This is a genomic window from Mycobacterium sp. PDNC021, assembly GCF_048282635.1.
GTDB lineage: Bacteria > Actinomycetota > Actinomycetes > Mycobacteriales > Mycobacteriaceae > Mycobacterium > Mycobacterium llatzerense.
The window spans coordinates 3533718-3553771 of sequence record NZ_CP182502.1 but is presented as its reverse complement, the minus strand read 5'-3'; the positions used below and the strand labels follow the sequence as shown (position 1 = coordinate 3553771).

Annotated in this window: 20 protein-coding genes; 12 read left to right on the top strand and 8 right to left on the bottom strand. The window is 67.1% G+C overall.

Going from position 1 to position 20054, the window contains the following annotated elements; genetic code table 11:
- Window positions 1-19: 19 nt before the first annotated feature.
- The 5 genes from ACNO8X_RS16880 to ACNO8X_RS16860 all read right to left on the bottom strand — a co-directional run bounded on the left by ACNO8X_RS16880 (window position 20) and on the right by ACNO8X_RS16860 (window position 5844).
- Window positions 20-634, bottom strand: coding sequence for a LutC/YkgG family protein (locus tag ACNO8X_RS16880; protein ID WP_418001946.1), 615 nt, complete (start codon window positions 632-634; stop codon window positions 20-22).
- Window positions 631-2097 carry a LutB/LldF family L-lactate oxidation iron-sulfur protein gene (locus ACNO8X_RS16875; RefSeq protein WP_418001945.1) on the bottom strand — a complete coding sequence of 489 codons (1467 nt, stop codon included), beginning with the start codon at window positions 2095-2097 and terminating at the stop codon, window positions 631-633. The genes ACNO8X_RS16880 and ACNO8X_RS16875 overlap by 4 nt, the downstream gene beginning before the upstream one ends.
- The gene (locus ACNO8X_RS16870) at window positions 2094-2822 is read right to left on the bottom strand and encodes a (Fe-S)-binding protein (protein WP_418001944.1); all 729 of its coding nucleotides are present in this window, start codon (window positions 2820-2822) and stop codon (window positions 2094-2096) included. Before ACNO8X_RS16870 ends, ACNO8X_RS16875 begins: the two co-directional genes overlap by 4 nt.
- A 45-nt stretch (window positions 2823-2867) precedes the next feature.
- Window positions 2868-4250 (bottom strand): aspartate aminotransferase family protein, encoded by a 1383-nt coding sequence (locus ACNO8X_RS16865; RefSeq protein WP_418001943.1) that lies wholly within the window; start codon window positions 4248-4250, stop codon window positions 2868-2870.
- A gap of 94 nt (window positions 4251-4344) precedes the next feature.
- Window positions 4345-5844: a CoA-acylating methylmalonate-semialdehyde dehydrogenase gene (locus tag ACNO8X_RS16860; RefSeq protein WP_418001942.1), complete on the bottom strand. Its 1500-nt coding sequence runs from the start codon at window positions 5842-5844 to the stop codon at window positions 4345-4347.
- 115 nt (window positions 5845-5959) lie between these two features.
- On the opposite strand from ACNO8X_RS16860, the gene ACNO8X_RS16855 reads away from it, so the two are divergent.
- From ACNO8X_RS16855 to ACNO8X_RS16835, 5 genes are all read left to right on the top strand, one after another.
- Window positions 5960-7585, top strand: coding sequence for a PucR family transcriptional regulator (locus ACNO8X_RS16855; RefSeq protein WP_418001941.1), 1626 nt, complete (start codon window positions 5960-5962; stop codon window positions 7583-7585).
- A 13-nt stretch (window positions 7586-7598) separates the two neighbouring features.
- Window positions 7599-8228, top strand: coding sequence for a TetR/AcrR family transcriptional regulator (locus tag ACNO8X_RS16850; protein ID WP_418001940.1), 630 nt, complete (start codon window positions 7599-7601; stop codon window positions 8226-8228).
- A gap of 191 nt (window positions 8229-8419) precedes the next feature.
- Window positions 8420-9664, top strand: coding sequence for an LLM class flavin-dependent oxidoreductase (locus tag ACNO8X_RS16845; RefSeq protein ID WP_418001939.1), 1245 nt, complete (start codon window positions 8420-8422; stop codon window positions 9662-9664).
- Entirely contained in the window at window positions 9661-10734 is a 1074-nt protein-coding gene (locus tag ACNO8X_RS16840; protein WP_418001938.1) for an alcohol dehydrogenase catalytic domain-containing protein, read from the top strand. The genes ACNO8X_RS16845 and ACNO8X_RS16840 overlap by 4 nt, the downstream gene beginning before the upstream one ends.
- Window positions 10735-10783: 49 nt before the next feature.
- Window positions 10784-11170 (top strand): hypothetical protein, encoded by a 387-nt coding sequence (locus ACNO8X_RS16835; protein ID WP_043396291.1) that lies wholly within the window; start codon window positions 10784-10786, stop codon window positions 11168-11170.
- Between the two features lie 27 nt (window positions 11171-11197).
- On the opposite strand, the gene ACNO8X_RS16830 is transcribed toward ACNO8X_RS16835, so the two are convergent.
- A complete protein-coding gene (locus ACNO8X_RS16830) occupies window positions 11198-12079 on the bottom strand; it encodes a DUF559 domain-containing protein (RefSeq protein ID WP_418001937.1) in 882 nt (293 codons plus the stop codon).
- A 99-nt stretch (window positions 12080-12178) separates the two neighbouring features.
- Window positions 12179-12808: a TetR/AcrR family transcriptional regulator gene (locus ACNO8X_RS16825; RefSeq protein WP_418001936.1), complete on the bottom strand. Its 630-nt coding sequence runs from the start codon at window positions 12806-12808 to the stop codon at window positions 12179-12181.
- 86 nt (window positions 12809-12894) lie between these two features.
- Here ACNO8X_RS16825 and ACNO8X_RS16820 point away from each other — a divergent pair, with 86 nt between their 5' ends.
- The 4 genes from ACNO8X_RS16820 (at window position 12895) to ACNO8X_RS16805 (ending at window position 15897) form a co-directional block, all read left to right on the top strand.
- Window positions 12895-14052: an acyl-CoA dehydrogenase family protein gene (locus ACNO8X_RS16820; RefSeq protein WP_418005930.1), complete on the top strand. Its 1158-nt coding sequence runs from the start codon at window positions 12895-12897 to the stop codon at window positions 14050-14052.
- A gap of 100 nt (window positions 14053-14152) precedes the next feature.
- Window positions 14153-14503, top strand: coding sequence for a hypothetical protein (locus ACNO8X_RS16815; RefSeq protein ID WP_043986930.1), 351 nt, complete (start codon window positions 14153-14155; stop codon window positions 14501-14503).
- Window positions 14500-14979: a hypothetical protein gene (locus ACNO8X_RS16810; protein ID WP_418001935.1), complete on the top strand. Its 480-nt coding sequence runs from the start codon at window positions 14500-14502 to the stop codon at window positions 14977-14979. The genes ACNO8X_RS16815 and ACNO8X_RS16810 overlap by 4 nt, the downstream gene beginning before the upstream one ends.
- A gap of 63 nt (window positions 14980-15042) precedes the next feature.
- Window positions 15043-15897, top strand: a complete 855-nt coding sequence (locus tag ACNO8X_RS16805) for an SDR family NAD(P)-dependent oxidoreductase (RefSeq protein ID WP_418001934.1) — start codon at window positions 15043-15045, stop codon at window positions 15895-15897.
- Window position 15898: 1 nt separating this feature from the next.
- Here the strand turns inward: ACNO8X_RS16805 and ACNO8X_RS16800 are convergent, their stop codons facing one another.
- Window positions 15899-16534 carry a TetR/AcrR family transcriptional regulator gene (locus tag ACNO8X_RS16800; RefSeq protein WP_418001933.1) on the bottom strand — a complete coding sequence of 212 codons (636 nt, stop codon included), beginning with the start codon at window positions 16532-16534 and terminating at the stop codon, window positions 15899-15901.
- Between the two features lie 138 nt (window positions 16535-16672).
- Between ACNO8X_RS16800 and ACNO8X_RS16795 the strand changes: the two genes are divergently transcribed.
- From ACNO8X_RS16795 to ACNO8X_RS16785, 3 genes are all read left to right on the top strand, one after another.
- Window positions 16673-18433 carry an N-acyl-D-amino-acid deacylase family protein gene (locus ACNO8X_RS16795; protein ID WP_418001932.1) on the top strand — a complete coding sequence of 587 codons (1761 nt, stop codon included), beginning with the start codon at window positions 16673-16675 and terminating at the stop codon, window positions 18431-18433.
- 134 nt (window positions 18434-18567) lie between these two features.
- Window positions 18568-18720: a hypothetical protein gene (locus ACNO8X_RS16790; RefSeq protein WP_418001931.1), complete on the top strand. Its 153-nt coding sequence runs from the start codon at window positions 18568-18570 to the stop codon at window positions 18718-18720.
- A 138-nt stretch (window positions 18721-18858) separates the two neighbouring features.
- On the top strand, window positions 18859-20031 hold the full coding sequence (locus tag ACNO8X_RS16785) for an LLM class flavin-dependent oxidoreductase (RefSeq protein WP_418001930.1): 1173 nt from the start codon (window positions 18859-18861) through the stop codon (window positions 20029-20031).
- Window positions 20032-20054: the final 23 nt, after the last annotated feature.

Below are 20054 nucleotides of genomic sequence, written 5' to 3'. Positions count from 1 at the left end.
CGGTCACAATCAACCATTCTTACCGGCCAGCTCCGACGATCACCACGTCGAGGGTGCGCGGACCATGTACGCCTTCGACGCGCTGCAGTTCGATATCGCTCGTCGCACTCGGCCCGGAGATGAACGTCAGTGGGCGCGACGGGTCCAGGGCCGCGAAGGCCTGCGGCACGGTATCGACGATCTGGTCGGCCCGGATGACGCAGATGTGATGGTCGGGTACCAGCGTCAGCGCACGACGACCCTGTGCCGCACCGGCATCCAGCACGATGGTGCCGGTGGCTGCGATCCCGAGGGCACAGCCGGTCACCACCGCATCGACACTGTCCAGCACGTCGAGGCCGACGGGTGGGTCGTCGACGACGGTGCGGATACCGGTCACCCAGCCCGGTGGCAGGTCCGCGGGCATCACGGCGATCCCGGAGACCAGCGCGCCGATCGTCGTCGCCACCGCGTCCTGGCCGACGCGATGCACCTGCGCCCGGTAGTCGGCCACCGTCTCGGCGAACCGCTCGACGTCACCGTTGCCGGTCGACGGCTGCCGGTCGTAGTCACGTGGCACCGGCACCGCGGCCGGGGTGTCTGTCCCGAGAGCGGCGCGGATGCGTCCCAGCACCACCGCCCGTGCGTCGCTCATCGGTCTGCATCCCGGTTGCGGGCCCACCACTGCCGGAAGGTCTCCGCCGGTGGTTCCGGAATGTCGCGACTGCCAGTCCATTTCGACGCCGGCCAGGGCAGTCTGCGGATGCTGTGGTCCTTGCCGGCAATGAGCCGTCCCGCGCCGAGGGCCTTCTCCGCCAACTCGAACCGCGACGCGGATCCCATGGCCCAGCCTGCCGCCTTCATCGCCAGATCCTGCCCGCTCGGCAACCCGCCGCGTTCGGAATCCACTTGGGTGACCCGCAGATGCACCAGGATCGACGGGATGTCGATGAGTACGGGGCAGGCCTCGAAACAGGCGCCGCACAGCGTGGAGGCGTAGGGCAGGCTGGCGTTCGGATCGTCGTGATCGGTGGTCCCCGTCAGCTGCGGACTCAGAATCGCCCCGATGGGTCCCGGGTATACCGAGCCGTAAGCGTGCCCGCCCGTGCGTTCGTAGACGGGACAGACATTCAGGCAGGCGCTGCACCGAATGCAGTGCAGCGCAGCACGTCCCACCTCGTCGGCGAGCACCCGGGTCCGGCCGTTGTCGAGCAGCACCAGGTGGAACTGCTGGGGTCCGTCGCCGGGATGCACGCCGGTCCACATCGAGGTGTAGGGGTTCATCCGTTCCGCGGTCGACGACCGGGGCAGCAGCTGCATGAACACTTCGAGATCGGTGAACCGGGGGATCACCTTCTCGATGCCCATCACCGTGATCAGGGTTTCGGGCAGCGTCAGGCACATCCGTCCGTTGCCCTCGGACTCGACGACGGCCAGTGTCCCGGTCTCGGCGACCCCGAAGTTGGCGCCGCTGACGGCCACGTTGGCGGACAGGAACTTTCGCCGCAGATGTGCCCGCGCGGCCATCGCCAGCACCCGGGGCTCGTCGGTGAGCGCACCGGCGCCGGGCATCTCGCGTTCGAAGATCGCCCGGATCTCCGCACGGTTGCGGTGGATGGCCGGCACCAGGATGTGGCTCGGTTTGTCATGTCCGAGTTGGACGATGAGCTCGGCCAGGTCGGTTTCGATCGGTGTGATGCCCTGGTCTTCCAGGTATTCGTTGAGTCCGATCTCCTGGGTTGCCATCGACTTGACCTTGACGACCTCGTCGCTGCCGGTGGCCCGGACCAGCTCGGCGACAATGCGATTGGCTTCCAGCCCGTCCCGCGCCCAGTGCACCTGGCCGCCGCGAGCAATGACATTGGCTTCCAGCTCCTCCAACAGTTCCGGCAGCCGAGCCATCACATCCTGCTTCAGGGCACTGCCGGCGGCCCGGAGCTGCTCCCAATCGTCGCATTCGGCCACGGCGGCAAGGCGTTTGGCGCGGATGGTGCCGGTGGCATGACCGATATTGCGGCGCAGTTGCTCATCGGCGACCGCCGCCCGGGCGGCCTTCGGGAAACTCTCGTCGCCCCGCAGATTGCCCACTCCGGGCTGGCCGAGGAACACTCCGCTCATGGTGTGGCCGCCAGGATTTCGGCCAGATGCACGGTGCGGACGTCGCTGCCGGCGCGGCTCAGGCCACCCCCGATGTGCATGAGGCACGACGAGTCGCCCGCGGTGCACACGTCGGCGCCCGTCGTCGCGATGTTCGACATCTTGTCGGCGAGCATCGCGGTGGACACGGCGGCGTTCTTCAAGGCGAAGGTGCCGCCGAAGCCGCAACAGGATTCGGCCTGGGGCAGCTCGACCAGGGTCAGGCCCCGGACGTTGCGCAGCAGGCGCAGTGGCTTGTCGCCGACACCCAGCATCCGCAGCGAGTGGCACGTCGGGTGGTAGGTGACGCGGTGCGGATAGTAGGCGCCGACATCGTCGACCCCGAGGACGTCGACCAGGAACTCGGAGAGCTCAAAGGTGTGTGCCGCAACCGATTCGGCTCGAGTGGCCAGGTCGGTGTCGCCGGCACGCCGGGCCACCATCGCATGCTGGTGACGCGCTGACCCGACGCACGATCCCGAGGGCGCGACGACGGCATCGAAGCCGCTGAATACGTCGACGTGGTTGCGCACCAGGGGCACGGCCTCGCGCAGGTAGCCGGTGTTGACGTGCATCTGCCCGCAGCAGGTCTGGCCGGCGGGAAACGCCACCTGGTGGCCGAGGCGTTCCAGGAGCCGCACCGTGGCGATGGCGGCAGCCGGAAACATGGCGTCGGCGAGGCAGGTCGCGAACAGGGCTATCCGCACCGGCCGACAGTACCGCTCATGTCGGCCGGTGCGGCGCAAAGACCCTTACTGTGCGTACCGGTCCGCCACGTCGAGGGCACGGTCCAAGATGGCGAGCCCGGTGCGGACCTCATCGTCGCCGGCGTTGCACGGCGGCACCACGTGGATGCGGTTGAAGTTGGTGAACGGCATCAGGCCGTTCTCCTTGCAGAAGGCGACGACTGCGTTCATCGCGTCGCTGGTGCCGCCGTAGGGCGCCAACGGTTCCCGCGATGCCTGGTCCTTGACCAGTTCGATGGCCCAGAACACGCCCGCGCCACGCACCTCGCCGACGCTGGGGTGCCGCTGCGCGAAGTCCCGCAGGGCAGGTCCGATGATGTCCGCACCCAGGCGGGCAGCGTTCTCGACGATGCCTTCGTCACGCATGGCGTTGATGGTCGCGACCACGGCCGCGGCGGCCAACGGGTGCCCCGAGTAGGTCAGGCCACCGGGGTAGGCGCGCTCGGCGAAGGTCTGGTTGATGGCGTCGCTGATCGCGACGCCGCCGAGCGGCACGTAACCGGAGTTGACGCCCTTGGCGAAGGTCAGCAGATCGGGAACGACGTCAAAGTGGTTGATGGCGAACCATTTTCCGGACCGGCCGAAGCCGGACATGACCTCGTCGGCGATCATCATGATGCCGTACTTGTCGCACAGTGCGCGCACGCCCGCCAGGTAGCCGGGCGGTGGCACCATGATGCCGGCGGTCCCCGGGATGGACTCCAGGATGATCGCGGCGATGGTCGATGCGCCTTCGAGTTCGATGACGCGCTGCAGCTCGTCGAGTGCCCGCGCGGATTCCTGCTCCTCGGTTTCGGCGTGGAACACCGAGCGGTACAAGAACGGTCCGTTGAAGTGCACTACGCCGGCCGCCCCGCGATCGTTGGCGAACCGCCGCGGGTCGCCGGTCAGGTTGATCGCCAGGTCGGTGCCACCGTGGTAGGAGCGGTACCGGGCGAGCACCTTGTGCTTGCCGGTGTGCAGCCGTGCCATGCGCACGGCGTGCTCGTTGGCGTCGGCGCCGCCGTTGGTGAAGAAGATGTGGTTCAGATCGCCGGGGGTCAGCTCGGCGATCAGCCGGGCGGCCTCGGAACGTGCGGCATTGGCATGCTGCGGCGCGATGGTGCACAGCGTGGCGGCCTGTTCCTGAATTGCCGCAACGACTTTCGGGTGCTGGTGGCCGATGTTGGTGTTGACCAGCTGCGAGGAGAAGTCGAGCAGCCGGTTGCCGTCGCCGTCCCAGAAGTAGCTGCCTTCGGCCGCGGTGACGGTCATGGGATTGAGCGCTGCCTGAGCCGACCACGAGTGGAAGACGTGGGCGCGATCCAGCTCGTGGGCACGCGCGGCTTCGGCGCGCATGGAGTCGATGGTGTGGCCGGCGGGCAGGACGTGGTCTGCGGCGAGGGTCATGTCAGGTCCTCTGGTGGCAAGTGGCGGGCGGAAGGGGCAGTGCGCGGGGCCCGAAGGGGACGAGGGGCCCCGCGCACCGGACTGGGTTGTGCGATCAGTTGTTTTCCGGGAAGCCCAGGTTGATGCCGCCGTGGCTGGGGTCGAGCCAGCGCTGGGTGATGGCCTTGGCGCGGGTGAAGAACTGCACGCCCTCGGGGCCGTAGGCGTGGCTGTCGCCGAACAGCGAGGCCTTCCAGCCACCAAAGCTGTAGAACGCCATGGGAACCGGGATCGGCACGTTGATGCCGACCATGCCGACCTCGACCTCGTTCTGGAACCGGCGGGCCGCGCCACCGTCATTGGTGAAGATCGCGGTGCCGTTGCCGTAGGGGTTGTTGTTGATCAGTTGCAGGGCCTCGTCGTAGGTCTCGACGCGGACGACCGACAGGACGGGACCGAAGATCTCGTCGGTATAGACGCTCATTTCGGGGGTGACGTTGTCCAGCAGGGTGGGGCCCAGCCAGAAGCCGTCCTCACCGCCGTCGGCGACGACATTTCGACCATCCAGCACGACCTTGGCGCCCTCGGCCTCGCCGGCGTCGATGTAGGACGCCACCTTGTCGCGGTGCACCTTGGTGATCAGCGGCCCCATGTCGGCGCCCTTGGTGCCGTCACCGGTCTTGAGGGTGAGGGCACGCTCGACGATCTTGGCGACCAAGTCGTCGGCGATCGGGCCGACGGCCACACACGCGGAGACCGCCATGCAGCGCTCACCGGCCGAGCCGAAGCCCGCGTTGATCATGTTGTCGGCGGCGAGGTCGAGGTCGGCATCGGGCAGGATCACGGCGTGGTTCTTGGCGCCGCCCAGGGCCTGGACGCGCTTGCCGGAGGCGGTGGCGGTCCGGTAGACGTACTGCGCGATCGGGGTGGAGCCGACGAACGAGACGGCCTTGATTGCGGGGTTGGTCAGCAGCTCGTCGACGGCGGTCTTGTCGCCCTGCAGGACGTTGAAGACGCCGTCGGGCAGGCCGGCTTCTTTCCACAGTTCGGCCATCCACAGCGACGAGGACGGGTCCTTCTCCGACGGCTTGACCACGACGGTGTTGCCGGCGGCGATGGCGATGGGGAAGAACCACATCGGGACCATGGCCGGGAAGTTGAACGGCGAGATGATGGCGACGGGGCCGAGGGCCTGCCGGATGTTGTAGACGTCGACGTTGGTGGAGGCGTTCTCCGAGTAGCCGCCCTTGAGCAGATGCGGGATGCCGCAGGCGAATTCGACGACCTCGATGCCGCGGGCGACCTCGCCCATGGCGTCGGAGAGCACCTTGCCGTGTTCGGCGGTGATGATCGCGGCCAGCTCTTCGCGGCGGGCGTTGAGCAGCTCGCGGAAGGTGAACAGGGTCTGCACGCGCTTGGTGATCGAGGTGTCGCGCCAGGCGGGGAAGGCGGCGACGGCCGCGTTGATGACGGCCTGCGCGTCCTCGACGCTGGCCAGTGCGACCTGACCGGTGACCTCGCCGGTGGCCGGGTTGGTGACCGGTGCCGACTGTCCCGAGGATCCGGTGAAGATGTCGTTGTTGATCCAGTGCGAGATGGTCTGCGTGGTGGTCATCGTCGAGGTTGGCCTTCCTGGTCGGTGCGGGGTGTGCACTCAGCTTGCCCCGCGGCAAGCACCGAAATGGCCGTCAATCTGTATCAAGTTGCGACCATCGATTTACACTTTGTAAATGCCGACCGTCGCCGAGATCGTCGCCCTGCCGGTCATTCAGCAGGGCGAACCCGAGATTCTCTGTGCGCACGGGTTCGAACGCCCGATCCGCTGGGTCCACGTCAGTGACGTCCCTGACCTGTCGGACGTTCTGCAGGGTGGCGAACTGGTGCTGACGACCGGCGCCGCGCTACGGGCGGCGCCGCTGGACTATCTGCGGTCGGTCGCCGCGGCACACGCGGTCGGCGTCGTCGTCGAACTGGGTGCCGGCGCTGTGCCGCTGCCGGTGAATGTCGGCGCGATCGCCGAGGAACTGGGGCTGGCCCTGGTGGCGGTGCGCCGGGTGATCAAGTTCGTCGAGGTGACCGAACAGGTGCACCGGGTGATCGTCGCCGATCAGTACCAGGAGGTCGATTTCGCGCGGCAGACGCACGAGGTGTTCACCGATCTGAGCATGCGCCGGGCCACACCGGCCGGGATCGCCGAGGCAGCGGCGAACCTGCTCGGCGCGCCCGTCGTACTCGAGGACCTGACCCACCAGGCGATGGCGGTGGCGACTGCGGGACGCCCGACCTCAGATGTGTTGCGGGACTGGCAACGTCGATCCCGCCAGCACGAGACCGGGGCCGAGCGGACCGACGACTGGGTGATCAGCGAGGTGGGTCGCGGCGACGACGCGTGGGGCCGCCTGATCGCGCTCAGTCCTTCCGACGACGTGGCGGCCAGGTTCACCATGGTGCTGGAGCGGGCCTCCCAGGCGCTGGTGCTGCACCGCATGGCTGAACGCGGCCGCACGGACATCGAACATCAGGCGCAAGCCGGATTGCTGGAAGACGTGGCACGCGAACGCATCCGGTTCGAGGACGAAGCGACCGCACGCGCGTTCGCGCTGGGTCTGCGTCCGGCGGCGCAGTACCTGCCCGCGACCCTGCGGATCTCGGGATGGGCCCCGAAGGATGATGCAGACGCCGATCCCGTTTCAGAGCAGCGGCGCAGTGCCCGCCTGCTCGACGTGGTGACCCGGTCGGTGAAGGCGTTGGGGCACACCGGATTGTTCTCGTTGCGCGGGCCCGGTGAGATCGCCATGGTGCTGTCGCTGAACATGCGCCCGGGTAGCGCGCTGGAACCGTTGGGCCGCGCGCTTCGCCGGGATGCCGAGCGCGCCGTCGATGCTCACGGCCTGGTGCTCGGCGTCGGCACGCCGGCGCCGGGGTTGATCGACGCCATTCACCGCATCACCGACGCCGCCCACGTCGCCGAGGCGGCGCTGTCGCTGCCCGCCTCGCAGCGGGTCTGCTTCCGGGTTGCCGACATCAGGCTGCGCGGCTTGCTGTCGATGCTGCGGACGGACCCGCGGGTGCAGCGATTCGCAGAAGGGGAGCTGCGCGCGCTGATCCTGCACGACATCGAGTCCGGTGCCGGTCTGCTGGACGTGCTGCGCGGATATCTGGAACTCGGCGGCAACAAGTCGGCGCTGGCGTCGCGCCTGCATCTGAGTCGCCCGTCGCTTTATGCGAAGTTGAGCCGTATCGAGCAGATTCTGGGCGTCGACCTCGCCGACGGTGAGTCGGCGACCTCACTGCACGTGGCGCTGCTGATCCTCGAGACACGAAACGCGTTCAGTGGCGGCGGCGCAACGCTGTGACATGCTTTTCGACGTGTCGGGCACATCGCAGAACCGCCAGGGCAATGCCACCCGCGCCAAGTTGGTGAAGATGGCCGAGAAGCTGTTCGCCGAGCAGGGCGTGGACGCCGTCTCGGTGCGTTCGGTCAACGCCGCGGCCGGCCTCGGCGCCGCGTCGGTGCACTACCACTTCGGTTCCAAGGACGAACTGCTGCGCGCGGTGGTGCTGGACCTCGGCGCCGCGGTGGGCTCGGCCATCCAGGCGAATGTCGATGTGCTGGCGGCGGATTCGGCCGCGCCGTCGCCCGACGCGTTGGTCCGCGCCGTCACCGCGCCCTATCTCGATCTGCTGCGTCGCCAACGCACCCGCGGGATGCGCTGGATCAAGATCATGGCGCAGATCACCCAGGCCGGTCCGGCCGACGAAACCATCGAGCCCAAGCTGCGCGTCGCCTTGCTGGCGCAGGTCCGCCGGACCTTCCCGAACGCGGCCGAGGATCGGCTGGAGGCGCGCTGGGCGGTGTCGATCATGGGCTTCGTACAGGGTCTCAGCCGGGCCGACGAATGGGACCGGGCCAAGCTCTCCGCCCCGGCGCTGGAAGCGTTCTACGAAGACCTCGTGACGTTCGTCGTCGGCGGTACCGAGCGCCTGCTCAACTCCTGACGCCGAAGGTGAAGTAGCTACCGAAAATTCGCGGATAGCTCGCGACCTCCTGCCCGCCCCGCATGCCTCTACCTGCGCAAAGTCTTACCTGGCGCGGCCAAAAGTATTGGATCACTTGATCCAATCGGGTGATCGGATTACAGTCGGCCGAGAAAGCCGAGACATCCCTCACCGAGAACCAGGAGACCACCGTGAGCAGCGCTGCCCAGTGGAGCCCGACGTCCATGAAATTCGGGGCGTTCCTCGCCCCGTACCATCCGCTCAATGCCGACCCGGCGCTGCAGTTGCGCCGCGACATCGACCTGATGACCCACCTGGACCACCTCGGCTTCGAAGAGGCGTGGATGGGGGAGCACCACTCGACCGGCGCCGAAATCGTCCCGGCGCCCGATGTGTTCATCGCCGCCGCGGCCGAGCGCACCGAGCGCATCCGCTTCGGCACTGGCGTGATGTCGCTGCCGTACCACCACCCGCTGATCACTGCTGACCGCATCACCCAACTGGACCTGCAGACCCGCGGCCGACTGATCGTCGGTACCGGCCCCGGCAAGATCCCGCTCGACGCGCACATGATGGGCATCACGACCACCAACCAGCGCCGCATGCAGGGTGAGGCCCTGGAGGCCGTGCTCGCACTGTTGCGCGGCGAGGTCGTCAACATGGAGACCGACTGGTTCACCTTGCGCGACGCCCGCGCTCAGCTGCCGACCTACAACCCGGCCGGCATCGAGGTCGCCACCGCCTCGACCATCTCGCCCAACGGTTCGGTGCTCGCCGGCAAGCACGGCCTGTCGCTGCTGTCGCTGGCTGCCAGCTCGCAGGCCGGCTACGAGTCGCTGGACCGCAACTGGGGTGTGTACGAACAGGTTTCGGCGGAAAACGGCTACGTCGCCAACCGCGACACCTGGCGTCTGGTCAACCCGATGTTCATCGCCGAGACCCGGGAAGAAGCCGAGCGCGCCGTCAGCCGCCGCATCCACGCCATCGCCGAGTACGTCAACCGCCAGCAGGGCATCAACCCCGACTGGGCACAGACCCCGGCCGGCATCATCGACTACTGGCGGGGCGAGTCGCTCGGTGAGTTCGGTCAGGCGATCATCGGCACGCCGGAGGACGCCATCGCCCAGATCGATCGCTTGATCGAGAAGACCGGCGGTTTCGGCACCCTGCTGATCATGCACGTGGACCTGGCCGACTGGGAGAACACCAAGCGCAGCTACGAGCTGTTCGCCTCGGAGGTCATCCCACACTTCCGCCGTCGCAACGTCGCGCGTCAGGCCAGTCTGCAGTTCGCACAAGACAATTCAGAGGTGCTGATCGGCAACCTGGTCGGCGCCATCACCAAGGCGTACACCGACTACTACGGGCAGCCGACCGACCTGCCCGCCACTCCGGCGCCGGCCAACGACCTCAACACCGCAGGAGCGCACGCATGAGGGCAGCACAGTTCATCGACGGCCAGTTCACCGTGACCGACGTGCCGGAGCCGCCGGCCACCGGTCCCGGCCAGCTGCGGATCAAGGTGGCCGCCTGCGGCATCTGTGGCAGCGACCTGAGCATGTCCAAGGACCCGTGCCGGTTCGTGGCGGTCGCCGCCGGCGCGGGCTTCCCGTTCGCTGTTTTCGACGCCACCCGTCCGGTCGTGCTCGGCCACGAGTGGGCCGGCACCGTCATCGAAACCGGTGCGGGCGTCGAGGATTTCGCTGAGGGCGACCGGGTCACCGGGCTGGGTATCACCACCGAACAGAACGGGATGCCGACGATCATCGGCTACTCGAACGACTACCACGGCGCCTTCGGCGAGTACATCGTCGTCGACGCCTTCTGGGTCCGGCACGTGCCCGACGGCTTGTCGCTCGAACATGCCTCCTTGGCCGAGCCGCTGCACGTCGGCGAGATGCACATGCAGCAGTCGGGCCTGACGCCCGCGGACACCGCGCTCGTGATCGGCTGCGGCTCGATCGGTTTGGGCACGATCCTGGCCGCCAAGGCCGCCGGGGCGCACCTCGTCATCGCCTCGGAACCGTCGCCGAAGCGCCGTGAGTTGGCCGCCAAGATGGGCGCCGACATCGTCGTCGACCCGAACGAACAGGACCCGATCGAGGTCTACAACGAATTGCTGGCCGGCGGCAAGACCGGCGGCGGGCTGCTGATCGCCTACGAATGCAGCGGGCGTGTCGGCACGCTCAACACGCTGACCCACACGCTGCCGTGGGGTTCGCGGATTCAGGTGGTGGCCTCGCCGTTCGCCGAGGAGACCATCATCCCGGTGGTGGCCCAGATGCGGCAGATCGCGATCAACTTCGGGCACGGCCCGTACGAGCAGGCCTACGAGAAGGTGCTGGCCCGACTGGCCGCCGGCGAGATCGACGCCGAGGCGCTGATCACCGGACGTACCGGGCTCGACGGCATCGCAGATGCGTTCACAGCACTGCGAAATCCCGATGAGCACGTCAAGATCCTGGTACTGCCGCCAGAGATCGTGAGCAGCGTTACCGACGTGTAGCCGTGTCGATCACGGGACAGGCGGGCCTGGGTGCGGCACAGTTAACTGTATGGCCGGTCAAATGATTCCGAAGCCCAGCGACCTGAAGGCCGCAGCCCAGTCCGCGGTTGATGCCGCCCAGTCCGCCGTCGAGATGACTCAGGCGGTGGCCAGCGGTGCTTTGCGCATCCCGCCGGCCTCCGTCCAACTCGCCGCCCAGGTACCCGATCTCATCGAGAATCTGGCGGTGGCCACCGAGCGGCTCAACACCACGATCGACCGCACCGAGCGGTTCATGGCCATGGCCGATCCCATGTTCCGCACGCTCGACGCCCTGCTGCCGCAACTCGAGGCGCTGGTGAATACCGGCAATGAGGTGTTCCGGCTGCTGTCGAACATCCCGGGCGTGTCGAGGCTGAACCCCTTCAGCGGCGGCGCCAAACCGCAAGACAAGTGATTTCGGCGTGATTTGTAGCGAAGAACGCTACAAATCACGCCGAAATCGCAGGGCACGGCAGATTTCCGCGAGGACTCTGTCGGGATGCTCGGTTAGGTCGAGCCAGGTGAATCGCAACACCTGGTAGCCGGCCAGCGCAATCTTGTTCTGTCGTTCACGATCGTTCTGGAAATCGGCCGCGCTGCTGTGAAATGCGAACCCATCAGTCTCGATGGCGACACGTTCGTAGCCGAAGACCACATCGACCTTGTATCCCGCTACAGGATGGTTGGCCTTCCAGCCGGTGATCTTGTTGTCGCGCAACAGCTGCACCAACAAGCGTTCGGCCTCCGATCGCGCCCCGTCGGCAGCGGCCACCAGGAGTCGGCGGGATGCGGGCGAACCATGTCGACCTTTGTTGCGTAAGTGGGCGTCCCACAACGGCTGCAATGCGACGTGTCGCTGCAGAGCCGTGTCCATCAGCCGCACGCCACCGCCGCGCCGCACTGCAGCCTCGACCACTGTCAGTGGTAGCGCGGTGACTCGCATGCCATGACGGTCGACGATGTCGCCCGCAAGTAGGTCTCGCCGCCGCACCCGGGTGCCCGTGCGGCGACGCCCGTTGCTGTTGCGCGGCACGGTGACCTCGACGATGTCTGGTGGGAACTTGCAGAGGTCGTGCCACCAGGCCGCTGCGAGACCACTTGCTGTCGCTTGCGGTCCGTACGCCCATACGCCGGCGCGGATGCGTCCGGCATCGGTGAGCGGCCGGTCGTCCACGAAGAAGACGCCGGGTGAACACCGCAGCCAACGACCGGATTTGACCCTCCGTTCGACCGCATAGCGGTCGAGCCCGGCCGTGGTTGCCTGAGCCAGCGTGATGACGCCGTCATGAGCCCGCAAGAAGTCGTCGAGAGCGCGAGTGTCCATGTGTCTATGGACGCGCCGTGCAGCAGACCGGTTCCACCCACTGCTCCGCTGTGATTTCGGCGTGATTCGTAGCGGCGAACGCTACAAATCACGCCGAAATCACTGGAGGGCTGCGAAGCGGATCGCCAAACCGTCGATGAACGACGTCAAGGCCAGTTCGAAACCCGCTGCGTCGATCTGGTCGGCCTTGCCACGCAGCAGGTGTGCCTGGCCCATGTGCGGGTAGCGGTCCCGGTAGACCTGCACGTCGTCGGTGAAACCGCGGGAGAACGAGCCGACGGTCGAGCCGAGGACCAGTGACCGGGTCGCGGCGCCGATGAGTGTGGCTTCGCGGGGCGGCCAGCCGGCGCCGACCAGACCACCGTGCACGGCATCGGCGATCCGCAGACTCACGTCGCGACGGCCCGGCCCGGTCGCCAGGTAGGGCACAAGATTCGGGTGGGCGGCCAACGCCGCGCGGTGGGAGCGGGCCCACGCCGCCAGCGCGTCCTGCCAGTCATCGCCGCGGTCGAACCCCGATGTGTCGATTTCGCCCGCCACCCGACTCGCGACGGCGTCCAGCACGTCGTCTTTGGTGGGGTAGTGCTTGTACAGCGACGACGCCTGGACGCCCAGTTCGCCAGCCAGCTTGCGCATCGACATCTCGGCGAGGCCGTCGCGATCGATCAGTTCCAGCGCGGTGTCACGGATGAGTTCGCGGTTGAGCAGTGGTACGCGGGGCCTACCCATCTGCGTCTCCCTTGAATTAGCGAACGTTGTTAGCTTATTGTGACGGCAACAAGCTAACACTGTTCACCACTTTTGAGGAGATGTCTGTGAAACGCGAGGTCTACAGCGAAGAGCACGAGGATTACCGGGCGATGATCCGGTCCTTCGTTGAGTCCGAGGTGAGCCCCGTCTACGACGAGTGGTTCGAAAAGGGCCTGGTGCCGCGCGACTTCTATTACAAGCTCGGCGAACTCGGCATCTTCGGCGCGGAGATTCCGACCGAGTACGGCGGCGAGGGCCTCAGTTCGTACAAGTTCCAGGCGATCCTCACCGAAGAACTGTCGCGCGCCGCGGTTTCGTTCGGTGGCTCCAGCGTGCACGTCGGCCTGTGTCTGCCCTACATCCGCGACATCGGCAACGAAGAGCAGAAGAAGCGCTGGTTCCCCGGCATGCTCAGCGGCGAGATCATGTTCGCGATCGCGATGACCGAACCCGGCACCGGCTCCGACCTGGCTGGAATGCGCACCACCGCAAAGCTTTCCGAGGACGGCACCCACTACGTCCTCAACGGCTCCAAGACCTTTATCACCGGTGGTGTGCACGCCGACCGCGTGATCGTCTGCGCCCGCACCTCCGCTCCCAAGGAAGACGACCGTCGCTTCGGCATCTCGCTGCTGGTGGTCGATACCAAGCTGGAGGGCTACTCGGTCGGCCGCAAGCTCGACAAGCTGGGCCTGCGCTGCTCGGACACCGCCGAGCTGAACTTCACCGACGTCAAGGTCCCGGTCGAGGACATCCTCGGTGAGGCCAACCAGGGCTTCAACTACCTCGGCCAGAACCTGCCCCGTGAGCGGCTCGGCATCGCCGTCAGCGCCTACGCACAGGCCAAGGCCGCAGTCCGGTTCGCCGTGCAGTACACCAAGGACCGCACGGTGTTCGGCAAGCCGGTCTCCTCGTTCCAGAACACCAAGTTCGAGCTCGCCGCCTGCCAGGCCGACGTCGACGCGATGGAAGCCGTCGTCGACCGCGCCATGGAGGCCCACGACCTCGACGAGCTGTCCGCCGCCGACGCCGCCAAGGCCAAGCTGTTCTGCACCGACGCGGCTGCCCGCGTGATCGACCGCTGCCTGCAGCTGCACGGCGGCTACGGCTACATCAACGAGTACCCGATCGCCCGGCTGTACGCCGACAACCGTGTCGGCCGCATCTACGGCGGAACCAGTGAGGTCATGAAGATGATCATCGCCAAGGACATGGGTCTGTAAATTCCTGCTGTCGCAGTGTGCGAAGGCGCCCGTCGGAGTAACTTCACTCTTGGGCGCCTTCGGCATTCGGGCGGGTGCCCGGATCGAGGGAACGACGTAAGTGGCAGCCCCGCGACACCACGTGCACGTGTGCGACCACCCGCTCACGCGGGCGCAGGCGCGCCGGCTGAGTCGGCGATTCGCCGTCGCCGGAGTGCAGATCGAGCCCGGACGCCTGCAGGAGATCGCGGCGGGCGCGGCCACTGTCGGGGACGAACACATCGACGTCGCCTTCGCGATGGTTGCCGTCGGTTATGTCGAGGAATGCCACAACGCAAAATTGACGCGCATTCGCCGACGAATGGGCCGCTGGCTGCTGGTTGGTGCGATGATCGTGTTGAGTCTGTGTCTGCTCATCAGTTTGGCGATGGCCATGCTGACGCTGATGCAGCCCACATTTACCGGGAGTTGAGCATCGAGAATGTATTGACGCGCTGGGCGATGGGAGTCATCGCCTTCGCGATGATCGTGGTCGCGGCCGTGCTGCCGTGGTACACCGCCCACAACGACCATGGCCGCGGCACCATGAGCGGCTGGGGGAGCTGGGACATCAGCGGGCACCTCGGCGCCGAGCTGCGGCCGCTGCCCTTCGCGGTGCTGATCCTGCTCGCGGCCGGCACGATGATCGTTGCCGCAGGGCGCGCCATGTTCGGCACCGCGTTGGCCGCCTCGATTGCCTGCTTCGTCGTCAGCCTGCTGCCGTTGATGACGGGCGGCGCGGTCGACCGGCGCTTGGCCGGAAGTGATTCTGTCGCAGTGGTTCTCGGTCAGGCGGTCTACCCGATGATCGCCATCGCCTTTGTGGCCTGTGTGGTGAGCTGGATCGGCTATGCCCGATGCGTGCTGCGCGCGGCGCCGAAGGCCGAAGTCGAGGTCCAGCCGGTCTGACCGGCATTCCACTGATCGGACTTTCTGCCTGCCCGAGCCCCCGCCCTGCGATTTACTTCGGCCATGGGTGCACAGGAACTGTTCGGTGGTGGGGTTGCGGTCATCACGGGGGCCGGCTCGGGGATCGGGGCCGGCTTGGCCAGGTACGCGGCCCAACTGGGTATGACGACGGTGCTGGCCGACGTCAATGCCGATGCGGTCGCCGCCCTGCGTGACGAGCTGACCGCGGCCGGCACGACCGCCGTGGACGCGGTATGTGACGTCCGGGACGCCGAGGCCGTGCAGACCCTGGCCGACCGGGTCAACAGCGAAATCGGCCCAGTGCGCCTGCTGGTGAACAACGCCGGCATCGAACAGTTCGGCTACCTGTGGGATACCCCGGTCGCCAACTGGGAGCGCGTCATGGACATCAACGTCAGCGGCGTCTTCCACGGAGTGCGGGCCTTCCTGCCCGCCATGTTGGCGTCGGGCGAACCGGCGTGGGTATGGAACATGTCGTCCGTCGGCGGCGTGTCGACGGTGCAGCTGCAGGCGCCGTACATCGTCAGCAAGCACGCCGTGCTGGCGCTGACCGAGTGCCTGCGTGTCGAGGTCGAACTGGCCGGCCACGACCACCACATCTGTGTACAGGCGGTCTTGCCGGGCCCGGTGCAGTCGAACATCTTCACCGCCGCCGGTGGGGTCGAGAGCCACGGTGCCGCGGCCGATGCGTCAGCGTCCGAGCGCACCGCCATGCACCAGCTCTCCGCCATGGATCCGCTCACCGCCGCCGAGGCCATCTTCGCGCAGTCGGCGGCGGGTGGTTTCTACCTGACCACGCACCCCGAGGCCATTGCCGGCGCCATGACCGAACGCGCCCGGGTGCTGCGCGAGCAGGCGGTGCCCAAGCTGCGCAACCGCCGGTTCGCCGCCAAGTGACTCACACCAGGGACGCCAGGAGCGCGGCCAGACCGTACTCGAATACCGCGTCGTAGTCGGTGGGCGAGCGCAAGGCCTCGACCAGCTTCTGGTCCGGCCAGTCGTCGCCCCACAGCGACGCGTCTTCCTCGTCGTGCTCACCGCTGCGGATGGCCGAAAACTGCATGAGCGCAGACGAAATCACGTGCACCTCGATGGACCGCAAGGCCAGGGCCGCCTGATTTCCGGTGATTCCCAGCGCGGCCAGTTCGGCGGCGAGGGTCTGTTGCACGGATTGGAACAGTGACGGTGTGCGGTCGCGTTCATGCGCGATCGCCATCAGGTGCTGGCGTTCGATGAGCGCCGTGCGCTGCGCGCGGGCCAGAGCGGTGATGCGGTCCGTCGGGTTGTCGCCGACGGCGGGAAGGCTGGCCATCACGTCGATCAGCCGGTCGATCAGGTGGTCGAACAGCTTGTCGCGTCCACCGACGTGCCAATAGATCGATGTGACGGCGACCCCGAGATGCTCGGAAAGGCTGCGCATGGAGAATCCGGAGACGCCATCGCGTTCCAGCAATGCCGCGGCGGTATCGAGGATCAGTTGAGCATCAACAGTTTTCGACGTGCCGTCAGACCCACGCTGGGTTGCCTCAGCCATGACCACCTGCTTCCGGTATGCCGAACACCTAATCACACCCAATCGCGACCAGTCGCTAGATCTACGTCTCGTCACGGTGTAACACTGTTACAGTACTGCCGCTGACTGATGGTCGCGGGTCGCAACGAGGGAGCAGATGTGTTCGATCTGAAGATCACCGGTGGCACTGTCGTCGACGGCACCGGTGCCGACCGGTTCACCGCCGACGTCGCGATCAAGGATGGCAAGATCGTCGAGGTTCATCGGCGCGGCCCGAATGATCCTGTGCTGTCCGGTGATTCGGCCGAGACCATCGACGCCGGCGGCAAGATCGTCGCGCCGGGGTTCGTGGACATCCACACCCACTACGACGGCCAGGTCAGCTGGGACAGTGTGCTGGAACCGTCGAGCAACCACGGGGTGACGACGGTGGTCGCGGGCAACTGTGGTGTTGGCTTCGCGCCGGTGCGTCCCGGCCAGGAGGAATGGCTCATCGCGCTGATGGAAGGCGTCGAGGACATCCCCGGCACCGCCCTGACCGAGGGCATCACGTGGGGCTGGGAGACTTTCGGCGAATATCTCGACATCGTCGGTCAGCGTGAACTGGCCGTGGACATGGGCACCCAGATCGCCCACGGCGCGGTCCGCGCGTACGCGATGGGGGAGCGCGGCGCCCGCAACGAACCCGCCAACCCCGATGACATCAAGGCCATGGCGAAACTGGTCCAGGAAGCGATCGAGGCTGGGGCCCTGGGCTTTTCGTCGTCACGCACCGTGGCACACCGAGCCATGGACGGTGAGCCGGTGCCCGGCACCTTCGCCGCCGAGGACGAGCTGTTCGCTCTGGGACGCGCCGCCTCGGCCGGCGGGGCGGCGGTCTTCGAGCTGGCTCCGCAGGGCGCTGCCGGCGAGGACATCGTCGCGCCGCGCAAGGAACTCGACTGGATGCGCCGCCTCGGCGAGGAGATCGACTGCGCGTTGAGCTTCGCGCTCATCCAGGTCGACGCCGATCCGAATCTGTGGCGCGAGCAGCTAGACCTGTCCGCCGCGGCGCATCAGGCGGGCAGCCGGTTGTTCCCGCAGGTAGCGGCGCGGCCCTTCGGCATGCTGCTGGGTTTCCCTGGCCATCACGCATTCACGCACCGCCCGACCTACCGCCGGCTGGCCGCCGAATGTACGCGCGAAGAGCTCGCCGAGAAGCTGGCAGAGCCCGCGGTGCGGGCCGCGATCCTGGCCGAGGACGACCTGCCGATCGACCCCACAAAGCTGTTCGACGGCATGTTCATGCTGGCGCAGAATGCGGCAAATCGCCTGTACCACATCGGTGAACCGCCGGACTACGAGCCGACCGTCGAACGCACCGTCGCAGCGATCGCCGAACGCCGCGGCGTGGACCAGTTGGCCGCGATGTACGACCTGATGCTCGAAGCCAACGCCGGGGCCATGCTGATGTACCCGATGTTCAACTACTCGGACGGTAACCACGACGCCATCCGCGAGATGCTCACGCACCCGGCCGGGGTGCTGGGCCTCTCGGACGGCGGCGCGCACTGCAGCATGATCTGCGACGCGTCGTACCCGACGTTCCTGCTCACGCACTGGGCCCGGGACCGTCACCGCGGCGAGAAGCTGCCGTTGGAGTACGTCATCCGGAAGCAGTCGCACGACACTGCCCAGCTCTACGGCATGTCCGACCGCGGTGTGATCAGCGTGGGCAAGAAGGCCGACATCAACGTCATCGACCTCGACGCGCTGACCCTGCACGCGCCCAAGATGGTGCATGACCTGCCGGCTGGTGGAAAACGCTTGGTGCAGGGCGCAAGTGGCTACGACGCGACGATCGTCAGCGGCACCGTCACTCGCCGCCACGGCATCGATACCGGCGCCCGTCCGGGCCGGCTGGTCCGCGGCATCCGGTAGCCAGGCGGGTTTGCAATCGTCATGATTTCAGGGGGCTTCGGTGTCTCCGTTCGGCGATGGCGCCGGACGGCGAGCGTTGAAAGCCGCGGCGCAGATTCTCTGGTCGACTCCGCGGTGCGGGCTCCCTAATCGTGATGAGCCGCGGAACGGGCGCACTCCAGTGCTGGGTGATGGCGTCAAAGCTGCTGACCTGCAGCCATTTTGACGGTGTATCGCGTCCGGACCGCGGCATCGGGGGTGTCTTCGGCGATCCGGCCGGCGCGGCTACCGGTGCGGTGGTGCGGTAGGCCGATGGGCGTCGGACCGAACCCGCCGGCCGGTCGGCCGATTATTCCCCTTCCCTGGCGCTGACGGTGCCGCAGCCACCGCGATCTACGCGTGGCTCGGCACAGTGGTCGTATCCCGTCAGGAAAGCAGGTCGCGTGATGCCCCATTCGTCGAGCCGATTCCATCTGGCAGTGGCTCTGGACGGCGCCGGATGGCACCCGGCCGCATGGCGGGAAGCCGACGCGCGACCCGCAGACCTGTTCGGTGCCGATTACTGGACCGATCTGATCGTCGCGGCCGAACGCGGCTCATTGGACTTTGCCACCATCGAGGACTCGCTGGCGGTGCAGTCCGATGATCCGTTCGTGCCCGACGATCGAACCGATCGGGTCCGCGGCCGGTTGGATGCCGTCCTCATCGCCGCCCGCGTCGCACCTCGTACTCAGCGGATCGGGCTGGTGCCGACGACGGTGGTCACCCATACCGAGCCGTTCCACGTGTCGAAGTCCATCGCCACCCTGGACTACGTGAGCGCCGGGCGGGCCGGCGTCCGGGTGCAGATCGCGGGTCGCCGAGATGTGGCCGCCCATTTCGGGCGGCGTGAACCGGCGGTCGAACGACAGATCCGTGAATACTTCACCGAGACAGCCGATTACGTCGAGGTACTGCGTCGTCTCTGGGACAGCTGGGAGGACGACGCGGAGATCCGCGACGCCGCCACGGGGCGATTCATCGACCGGGACAAGCTGCACTACATCGACTTCGAAGGCCGCTGGTTTTCGGTCAAGGGCCCGTCGATCACGCCGCGCCCGCCGCAGGGCCAGCCGATAGTCGCGGCCCTGGGCCACGGCGGCGCCTCCTATGAGTTGATCGCCCACAGTGCCGACATCGGGTTCGTGACCCCGCGTGACGCGCAGGATGCGGCAGACATCGTCGGTGAGATCCGTGCCCTCCAACAGGCTGTGGGCCGGGGTTCCGAGAAGCTGCACATCGTCGGCGACCTGGTGGTCTTTCTCGACGACAGCGAGTTGGCGGCCCAGGCCCGTCGGCGTCGGCTCGATGACCTCGCCGGATCCGAATACCGCAGTGACGCGCGAATTTTCGTCGGTACCGCCGCTGACTTGGCCGACCTGCTGCAGGAGTGGCACGCCGCCGGGTTGGCGGGCTTCCGGCTGCGGCCGGCGACGCTGCCCCACGACCTGCGCCAGATCACCGAGCGGCTCGTGCCCGAACTGCGCCGACGGGCGCTGTTCCGCGGCGAGTACGAAGCGAACACGCTGCGCGGGTTGCTCGGCCTGCCGCGTCCCGCCAACCGCTATGCGCTCGTCTGAACCACTGAAACACGCAGAATCCG